6 protein-coding genes are annotated in these 9657 nt (G+C 63.3%); all 6 read right to left on the bottom strand.

The genetic code is table 11. From position 1 onward, the window contains the following. Positions 1-1021: 1021 nt before the first annotated feature. Entirely contained in the window at positions 1022-2545 is a 1524-nt protein-coding gene (locus NKK47_RS23450; protein ID WP_352578402.1) for an SRPBCC family protein, read from the bottom strand. Between the two features lie 9 nt (positions 2546-2554). Continuing rightward, positions 2555-2992, bottom strand: coding sequence for an SRPBCC family protein (locus NKK47_RS23445; protein ID WP_352578401.1), 438 nt, complete (start codon positions 2990-2992; stop codon positions 2555-2557). A gap of 69 nt (positions 2993-3061) precedes the next feature. Further along, on the bottom strand, positions 3062-5248 hold the full coding sequence (locus NKK47_RS23440; RefSeq protein ID WP_352578400.1) for a flotillin family protein: 2187 nt from the start codon (positions 5246-5248) through the stop codon (positions 3062-3064). Between the two features lie 89 nt (positions 5249-5337). Continuing rightward, positions 5338-7557 (bottom strand): ABC transporter permease, encoded by a 2220-nt coding sequence (locus NKK47_RS23435; protein ID WP_352578399.1) that lies wholly within the window; start codon positions 7555-7557, stop codon positions 5338-5340. Then, positions 7550-8335 (bottom strand): ABC transporter ATP-binding protein, encoded by a 786-nt coding sequence (locus tag NKK47_RS23430; protein WP_352578398.1) that lies wholly within the window; start codon positions 8333-8335, stop codon positions 7550-7552. The genes NKK47_RS23435 and NKK47_RS23430 overlap by 8 nt, the downstream gene beginning before the upstream one ends. A 24-nt stretch (positions 8336-8359) precedes the next feature. Beyond that, positions 8360-9607 (bottom strand): ABC transporter substrate-binding protein, encoded by a 1248-nt coding sequence (locus NKK47_RS23425; RefSeq protein ID WP_352578397.1) that lies wholly within the window; start codon positions 9605-9607, stop codon positions 8360-8362. Positions 9608-9657 lie beyond the last annotated feature (50 nt).

Below are 9657 nucleotides of genomic sequence, written 5' to 3'. Positions count from 1 at the left end.
TCGCGCAGCCGGCACATTTGATTGGAGCGACGGCAGCGGAGCTTCTCTTGAAGAGGCTGGCGGAGGCCACGTTACCTTTCGAGCATTGTGTTCTGGGAGCCCACCTCGTGGAGCGTAATTCGATTGCCGTGCATATCCAGCTGTGACGCTGGATGATCCGGGGTCCCCGGAGGGTGCCGGCGCATTCCCGATCGCCAGAAACCAAAGAAGGATCCGTCCGATCACCTCCGAACCTGCTCCCCGATCCGAGCATCGTGCAGCCGCTGCGTTTGCCTGTGAGTGCGCGTCGCCACCGGGGCTGACCTCTCTCCCTCGAATGTCATCCCAGGCAGGTTGGGCAAACAGTTCGCGCGCCACCCGGACCGCACGAACGATATCGCGACGATCGTCTTCGGTGCTCAGATGGTTGAAAATGATTTCAGGTGGACTCCTCGGGATTGGCCGAACGTAGCCGTACATGGCCGCGCGCACTGGGACGGGACAAGTCGATCCACAACTGAAAGCCCGGGAAGGCCTTCAGCTTGCCATCTACCACTCTGCGCAGGAGTGGGAGAAACTCCAACTGTATGTCGGCGTAGTCGGCATCGCGATGGGATTCGAAACAACTGGCCGATCACCCGCCATTGTGGAAGGGTAAAACCATGATGCTGAGCCAGAGCTTCGAACCGTCGGGTCAGTAGGCGTGCCGCATCGTGGATCGCAAAGCCAAATTGTTTGTCGATCGGTGAGGCCATTCCGTCGCTCCATGATATCAAGGCGATGAGTGTCGGTGACTCTTCCTTGATCGACCAGCCGACTCGTCACGAGAACAGGCCACCGTAGAGGCGAGCTTCCGCAGGCCGGATCAGTCCACTTAAGGCAGGCTCTGAATCATATGTCGAAGCCTTCAAAGGCTGCGGACATTGTCCCGCAGGCCAGCCCTCGAAAGGTGCCCGGAACACCGCTTACGTCCAAGCAGTCTTGACCTCTCAAACGGCGGTAACGGTGTGCAAAAAGGACGGTCGGACACCATATCGCCGCCTCACACCCTCAGCACTAGCGCGCCGGTAGTTCGCCGAGACACCAAATCGCGATGGGCGTCCGCAGCCTGAGCAAGATCGTATCGCCTCGGCGAAGCGACCCTGACAATCCCCTGTCGTAACACGGCAAAGAAGCGGTTTACGTGCGATGCGAGTTTCTGCGGTGTGTCGGTATAGTGCGCATAGTTGGGCCGCGAAAGTGTGATTGACTTGGTGGCGAAGCGGCCGATGTCCCAATTGCCGACCGGCCCCGAAGCCTGGCCGAAACTGATGAGATGGCCACGCACGGCAAGGGCTGCGAGCGAGCCCGCGAAGGTGTCGTTGCCGACCGCGTCATAGGCGATATCGGCGCCCGCGCCATTTGTCAGCCGCATGACCGCCTCGGCGAAATTTTCGCGGGAGTAGACGATGAGATGGTGCGCGCCGAGACGCTCGACGATGCGCGCCTTGTCATCGCTCGACACCGTGGCGATCACCGTCGCGCCGAGATGACGCGCCCATTGCACCAGCAACTGGCCGATGCCACCGGCTGCCGCATGGATCAGAACGATGTCGCCGCGCTTCACGGCATGGACATCATGCAGCAGAAAACTGGCGGAAACACCCTTGAGCAGGCCGGCTGCCGCAATTTCGTCGCTAATGTCGTCGGACAGATGGATCAGCAATTCGGGCGCCATGTTGCGCCGCTCGCAATAGGCGCCGACCGGCGGACAGGCATAGGCGACACGGTCGCCAACCGCAAAGCCCGACACCGCCGAGCCAACTGCCTCGATGACGCCGGCGGCCTCCATGCCCGGCACGCCAGGCGGTTGCAGAAGATCGAAGAAACCGGTGCGGCAATAGACGTCGATGAAATTGACGCCGATCACCGTATGACGGATCCGCACCTCGTTCGACGCGGGCGGCGGTAGTCCGATTTCCTTGAGCTGCAACTCCTCCGGGCCGCCATAGCGCTCGACGACGATCGCCCTGGTTGTCGCGGCCTGGCCAGATGATGCAAGGGTTGGGACGAAACGCGGCACGCTTGCGGATGGCATCTGGGCGACTACTGCTGGGGATGGTCTTGCATCGACCGGCGAGCCCACACTTCCGCGTCGCAGGAGATTGCGCACGGCCGCGAAGCCGGCCTGATAGATGCCTTCGGTGACCAGCTTGACCAGTTCGTCGCGGCGATGCGCGGGCGGGTCGAACTCGGAGCGCCATTCCCAGAAGGTGGCATTGCCGTCGGTCACCGGCTTCAGCCGCACCGAGGCGACATAGCCCATCAGCGGCAGCGGCGCCTCGAGCAGGCAATAGCTCAGCCTTCGGTCCTTGTCGGACAGCGCCAGAAGTTGTTCGCGCAACTCGCCGCCGTCGGCCAGCCGGAAGTGGCGCACGGAGCCGACCGCGTCGACCGGTTCGCCGCCCTCGATCTCACTGAAGGCAATTGCCGGGTGCCAGCGGTCATGGCCGTTGAAATCACGCAGGATCGCCCAGACCTCGTCGATCGGTGCATCGATGATCGTGCTCTGGCAAACCCTGACCATTGGCTGACGTCAGCGCCCGAACCGGTGTTTCAGAGCCGTCAAAGCGGTCTGGAACACGCCATTGCCGATCTGCTGCATCAGGCCAGCTTCGCGATCGGCTGCGCAGTCGAACTCCGCTTGCCATTCGGCGAGCGTCAGGTTGCCATCGGTGATCGGCGTCAGCGACAGCGTGGCGACATAATTCTCCACCGCCATCGGGCTTTCCAGGATCGCATAGCTGCAGGACAGATCATAGTCTGACAGCGCCAGCAGCCTTTCACGAATACGCCCGCCATCCCTGAGCGTGAAACTCCTGATGCAGCCGATCTGGTCGGCTTGCGCATTCTGTTCAATGCGGCTTTCGGCGACGAACGGCGCCCAACCCGGCAAGCCATCGAAATTGCGCACGACCTTCCAGACTTCCGCCGCCGGCGCGGGGATGACCGAGGAGACATAGACCTTGGTCATTTCAGCCAGCCATTGACATCATTGAGAACCCGTCGCCTGGCGCGCATCGCTGACCGCGCGATCATCCCCTCAATGATCGCGATCGTCATCGTCGTCCTTGGCGGCCTTGCCCTTGCCCTTCTTGTCACGGGTCAGGTTGGAAATATCCTTGGCGTCGCGCAGCACGTCGGTCATGCGGCCGAGCGAGCCGCCTTCGATGCCGATCTCCTTCATCAGATTGTCGATCATCGGCGCCTGCACGCGGTAGCGCAGCGCCGAGTCGATCACCTCGTCGGTGACGTTGCGGTTGCCGCCTGTGCCGCCATTGATGCCGTCGACATGCAGGATCTTGATGCCCTCGATCTTCTCCATCGGCTTTACGCTTTCGCGGATGATGCCTTCCATGTGATCGAGCAATTTGCCGCGCAAGCGACCGGCCCGCGCGCCCTCGGAAAGAATGTTCTCGGCCTCGTTGAGCTGGCGGTGACCGGCGGCGTCGACCTCGTAGCGCTGGGCCGCGGCAAGGGCGTGGATCTTCTCCGATTCCGCCGAGGCTACGGCGGCAATCTTCTGCGCTTCGGCGAGGCTCTTTGCCGCCTTCATCTCGGCATCCGCGGCAGAGACTATGCGCAAGGCATCGCGCTCGGCCTCGCGCTGCGCGCCGATTAGGTCGGTCAGCTTGCGGCGCTCGGCGATCTCGCGCTCGCGGGCGGTGAAGGCCTGCTCCTCGGCCTGGATGGCCTTGGCACGCACGGCTTCGGAAGCCGCTATCGCCGAGGACCGCTCCTGCGTCTTCTTGGCGATATCGATCGCCTTCTGGATCTCGGCAATTTCGATCTTCTGGTCGCGATCGACGCCAAGCTGCCTGATATCGCGGTCCTTGATCAGGCGCGCCTCCTCGATGCCGCGTTCGGTGGTGATGCGGGCGCGTTCGACCTCTTCGCCAGCCGAAATCTCGGCTTCCTCGAAGGCCTGACGCTTGGCGATCTGCAGTGCTTCGAGGTGACGCTCCCTTGCGATCCTGACCTCGTCGATGGCGCCATCCTGCGCAATCCGCGCCGTCTCGGTCGCCTGGTTCTCGACGATCTCGGCGCGGCGCTTTTCCGCCTCTGCCGTCGTCACTTCCAGCGCCTTTTCAGCAAGCGCTATCTGACGCTCCAGTTCTGCGATCTCGAGCAGTTTCCTGCGCTCGATCTCGAGCTGGCTCTGCGTGCCCTCGCGCTCGATGCGGGCCTTTTCCAGCGACAATTCAAGCGCAATCTGCTCGCGCTCGGTCAGTTCACGCATCTTCATCTCGGTCTCGTCGAGCGAACGGCGGCGAGCGATCTCGCGACGCTGCGTGTCTTCCTCGCTCTTGATGCGCTCCTCGGTGATGTTGCGCTCCTGGTTAAGGCGCGATTTCTCGACGGCTTCGCGCGATGAAAGCTGCGCCTGTTCGGATTCCTGGTCGCGCAACGCGCGCTCGATCGCGAGTTCCGAACGTTGCGCGGCACGGCGGATCTCGACCTCGCGTTCCTGTTCGAGGCGGGCATATTCGCTGTCGCGGTCGATCTCCAGCACCTTGCGTTGGGTGTCGAGATTCTGGTTGCGGATATCGACCAGCGTGCGCTGCTCGATCTCATTGCGCATCCGGCGGCGGGTCTCGATCGATTCCGTCAGTTGCGTCAGGCCCTCGGCGTCAAAGGCGTTGGACGGGTCGAAATATTCGAGGCTGGTCTGATCAAGATCGACGATGGCGACGCTTTCCAGCTCGAGCCCGTTGGCGGCGAGCGATTCCGAAGCGAGACTGCGCACCTTGGCGGCGTAGTCGCCGCGCAGTTCATGCATCTCCTCCAGCGTCATCTGGGCTGCGACCGTGCGCAGGGCGCCCGCAAACTTGCCTTCCAGCAATTCGCGCAGGCTATCGGGCTGCAGCGTGCGGCGACCAAGCGTCTGCGCAGCGGCCGCCACCAGGTCGCGACTGGCGCCGACGCGGACGAAGAACTCGGCGATCAGGTCGACGCGCATGCGGTTTTTGGTGATCAGCGCAAAACCATCCTCGCGACGCACCTCGATGCGCAGCACGTTCATGTTGACCGGGGTGATATCGTGCAGCACCGGAATGACGAAGGCGCCGCCATTCACCACGACCTTCTCGCCCATGAAGCCGGTGCGCACAAACGCCGTCTCCTTGGTCGAGCGGCGATAGAGCCAGCGCAAGATATAGACGGCGATCACCACGACGACCGCGGCAATGATCAGCCACAGCAAGAAAGCGCCAAAGGTTTGCGCGACCATGATCTATTCTCCCCAAGACAATACGGTCGGCACGAGGCGACCGGCAGTGTTTTCAAACATCCACCCGCACGGTGGCGAAGTCCAATTGTTCATGCCCGCCTCTGCAGCTTCGGCGTGATCGCGTGGAACGCAGAGATCACAGCGTCGGCGAAAGGCGTATCGTTGATGTTGCTGCGCACCCGTTCGACTTGGCGCAGCGGCGTCTGGCGAACAGTCTTCTCTAGGGCCTCGAACAGTGCGTTGTCGGCTTCCGGGTCATGAAAGGCCTGGCCGGGCACGTCGAGCATCGAGACGCCGCCTTCGGGCAGCAGGAAGCGCACCGGGCCGTTCATGGCGTTGAGCCGCGCGCCGATCCATTCGCCGAAAGCGCGGTTCTCATCGCGCGTGGTGCGCATCAGCGTGACGTTCGGGTTGTGGATGACGAATCTGCGGCTGCGGAATTTCTCCGGCACACTGTCGCGCGGACCGAAATTGACCATGTCGAGCGCGCCGGTCGAGCCGAGATAGGGCAGTCCGGTGCGGATCGCCGCGCCAAAGCGATCCTCGGTCGCCGGAAAGACGCCGCCAACGATCATGTCGGCCACTTCCGTGGTGGTGAGGTCAAGGAACGCCGATAGCAGCCGGGAATCGCCAAGACTTTCCATGGTGCGCCCGCCGACACCGGTGGCGTGGAAGACAAGGCAGTCATAGTCGGCCTCAAGCCGTTTGGTGACCGCTTGTACGACCGGCGTGGTGACGCCGAACATGGTGATGCCGACAGCTGGCCGCGCCAGTTTGCGTTTTGCTTCCCACGCCTCGCCGCTGGGCAGTTGCGCGACCATGCCGGCCATGGCGTGCGCGGCATTGGACAGCACCTGTTCCGTGATCGAGTTCAGCCCCTGCACATCGGCGACCGAATGGAACATCATGATGTCGGCGCCGCCGACATATTGGGCGACATCGCCGGCTGCCACCGTCGACACCATCAGCTTGGGAATGCCTACCGGCAGCGCCCGCATGCCAGCCGTGGCGAGCGTGGTGCCGCCGGAACCGCCAGCCGAAATGACGCCGCCGATGCGCGGCTCGCGTTCGATCCAGCGGGCGAAAGCGTCCGCCATGGCGCTGACCGAACCGCCGCGATCATTGGTGAAGACAGCGGACGAGCCCCGCGCATGCATGCCGGCGACTTGCATAGCGGGCACGTCGGCGCTGGTCGGTTTTCCCGATGTCGACAGGTCGACGGTGCGAACCGGAATGCCCAGCGACTTAAGCCGCTCGGCAACGAAGCGCAATTCTTTGCCCTTGGTGTCGAAGGTGCCAGCGACCAGCACGGTCCGGCCGATGCGCTCTGCGAAGGGGATGGCGAAGACCTGTTTCAGATTATCCTGCCGTTCCGTCTTGTCGACCGCTGCCTGCCGCATCTCGGCGACCGGCACATTCCAGCGGTTGGGCAATTCCGTGACCGGGCGATAGACGCCGTTCCGCGCCGTCGGTTCGGCCGCACCGTCGCCAGTGCGGTCGACACGATAGACCTCCGCCAGTTGTTCCTTTGCCTGCGCGGCTTCGGCCGGCGTGGCAGGCGCTTCCTCGGCATGGCGGCCGACGCCGAGCAGCCGCTGCTGCAATTCGCGGTCGGCGGCGAGTGCCTTGGCGTCCATCAGCCGGTTGATACGGCCGTTGACCATAATGGCGACCTGGTTCGAGACCGCGGTCGCCACGCCAATATTCTGCTCGATGACGAGCACCGCCATCTCGCCTTCGGCGGCGAGGTTGATGAGCATCCGCTCGACCTGCTCGACGATGATCGGCGCCAGGCCCTCGGTCGGTTCGTCCATCACCAGCAGCTTCGGATCACTGAGCAGCGCTCGCGAAATGGCCAGCATCTGCTGTTCGCCGCCCGACAGTTGCGAGCCGCCATTGCCGCGCCGTTCGGCCAGGCGCGGGAAGGTCTGGTAGACGCGTTCGACGGTCCAGCTGGCATCGCGCCGGTTGCCGGCGGCAAGCCGCAGGTGCTCATCGACCGTCAGGCTCGGCCAGACGCGACGTCCTTGCGGGACATAGCCGACCCCAAGGCGATGAATCTCGTGCGGCTCAAGTGCTGATATCTCGCGGCCGTCGACGCGGACCGAGCCAGACTTCGCCCGCTTGAGGCCAACGATGGTGTTGCACAGCGTCGACTTGCCCATGCCATTGCGGCCGACCACCGACAGCACGCCGCTTTCCAGCGTCAGCGAGACACCCTGCAGCGCATGGCTCTCGCCATAGAAAACCTGCAGATCTTCCACCCTCAGGATGGCCCTGTTGGCCTTGCCGGCAGAACGCTCAGCCATGCTTGCCCCCGAGATAGATCTCCTGGACTTCCGGGTCGGCTTCGATCTCTTGCGGCGTGCCTTCCTTGAACACACGGCCATTGTGCATCATCGAGACATATTCCGAGACGCGCAGCGCTACATCGAGATCGTGCTCGATGATGATGTAACCGATATGCCTCGGCAGCGCGTTGAGGATGGCGACGAGGTCGCGGCGTTCGGTCGGCGAAAGTCCGGCCGCCGGCTCGTCGAACAGGATGAAGCGCGGCGCACCGGCAAGTGCCAGCGCGATTTCCAGCTGCCGCTGCTGGCCGTGGCTCAGCGTCGCCACAAGCGTGTCGCGATAGGCTTCGAGATGCACGGCGTTGAGGATCGATTCCGCCTGCACCATGTTGACGTCGGTGATGGCGGGGCGCAGCAGCGAAAACCGCCGGCGCGACACGCCACGGCAAGCGAGAAAGATGGAATCGAGGACCGACAAGCCCTTGAACAGCTGCGAAATCTGATAGGTACGTCGCAGGCCGCGCCGGATGCGCTCATGCGGCGGCAGGTCGGTGATGTCTTCGCCGAAGAAGCGAATGCGTCCTGCCGTCGGTAGGAAGTCACCGGTGACGGCGTTGAACAAGGTGGTCTTGCCGGCGCCATTGGAGCCGAGGACCGCGCGCCGTTCACCGGCCGCGATCCTCATATTGATGCCAGAGAGCGCCACCAGTGCCCCGAAATGCCGTGCCACGGCGTCGAGTTCCAGCGCATAGGCACCGGAGCTCTGCAGACGGTTTGCGGCCAGGTTTTCGGTCATTGACGGTACTCTTGTAAGGCGCCGTTACGGGCAGCTCGGATTGTCGCGGTTGACCGCGCCGAGCTTCATGAACTCGCCTTCGGGAATGCCGAGCGTCTGGTTGACCTGCGGCACGACCTTGACCAGCTTGTTGAGGAGATTGCCGTCGGCGCCTTCGGTGACCTCGGTCAAAAAGATGTCGGCAATGGCGTTGCGGTTCTTGTCGAGCGACACCTTGCCGGTCGGCGTGTCGAACGACAGTTTCGACAGCGCATCGCGGAATTTCTTGCCACCGTCGGAGACATCGCCGCCGACCCTGTCGAGACCAAGCAGCGTCGCCTTCATGTTCACATAGTAGCCATGGGCGAAGAGCGAAGGCGAGGGGAAGGCGCCGGGCTGCTTCTTATAAGCGTCGACGAAGGTCTTCCAGGCCGGCGCGTCATTGGTGTCGGCGGTCGGCCCGGCTGACGGCGTGCCTTTCAGCACATCGCGCAGCTTGCCTTTCGATGTCAGCACCGTCTGGTCGACAGTGATCGAACCGCCGATCAGCGGCGCGGTGCCGCCGCCTTGCTGGTACTGGGTCAGGAAATTGACGGCATCGGCGCCGCCGAGCGCGACATAGATCGCATCTACGTCTTCCGGGATCGCCGCGATGACCGAAGAAAAGTCCTTGTTGCCGATCGGCACCCAGGACTTCGACGGCACGTGCCCACCGGCCTTGCAGAACTCGGCCATGAAGCCGAACACCTGCGTGTAGGGGAAGGAATAATCCTCGGCGACGGTGGCGACCTTCTTGTAGCCCTTGTCCTTGAAGGCGTAGGTCCCGAGGCCGGCCATCCACTGGGCGCCATCGGTCGAGAAGCGGAAGAAGTTTTCCGCCGGATCGCGCAACGTCGTGTCCTGCGCGGCCGAGGTGCCGTTGATGAAGGTCACGTTCGGCTGCGTCTTGGCATAGTCCTTGACGGCCAGACCTTCGTCGCCCGAGAGCGGGCCGACCAGCACCTTGACGCCGTCCTGCTCGACCAGCTTGCGCGCCGCGCGCACGGCGCTGTCGGGCGAAGCGTCCGACGAGCCCTTGACGATCTCGATCTTCTTGCCCGCGACCGTGCCGTTCATCTCGGCAACGGCCGTCATGGCGCCGCGCTCGCCGTCTTCGCCCAGCACCGTGAACGGTCCTTCGAAGGTGGCGAGCAGGCCGATCCTGACGGTGTCGTCGGCAGCCAGCGCCAGCGACGGTGCGGTCAGCCCGGTGAACACCGCCAGGGCCAGCAATGTGCGTCTATGCATCCTCATGATTTTCCTCCCATTGATTTCATTTTGCAGTGGTTCATTCCATCCCGGCG

Origin of the sequence: Mesorhizobium sp. M0019, from assembly GCF_040323975.1 — a bacterium.
GTDB lineage: Bacteria > Pseudomonadota > Alphaproteobacteria > Rhizobiales > Rhizobiaceae > Mesorhizobium.
This window is presented reverse-complemented; position numbering and strand designations above follow the sequence as displayed.

Excerpts from the sequence above, each read along its gene's own strand:
- NKK47_RS23435 (WP_352578399.1), bottom strand. The coding sequence starts at position 7,557 with ATGGCTGAGCGTTCTGCCGGCAAGGCCAACAGGGCCATCCTGAGGGTG.
- NKK47_RS23430 (WP_352578398.1), bottom strand. The coding sequence starts at position 8,335 with ATGACCGAAAACCTGGCCGCAAACCGTCTGCAGAGCTCCGGTGCCTAT.
- NKK47_RS23450 (WP_352578402.1), bottom strand. The coding sequence starts at position 2,545 with ATGGTCAGGGTTTGCCAGAGCACGATCATCGATGCACCGATCGACGAG.
- NKK47_RS23425 (WP_352578397.1), bottom strand. The coding sequence starts at position 9,607 with ATGAGGATGCATAGACGCACATTGCTGGCCCTGGCGGTGTTCACCGGG.
- NKK47_RS23445 (WP_352578401.1), bottom strand. The coding sequence starts at position 2,992 with ATGACCAAGGTCTATGTCTCCTCGGTCATCCCCGCGCCGGCGGCGGAA.
- NKK47_RS23440 (WP_352578400.1), bottom strand. The coding sequence starts at position 5,248 with ATGGTCGCGCAAACCTTTGGCGCTTTCTTGCTGTGGCTGATCATTGCC.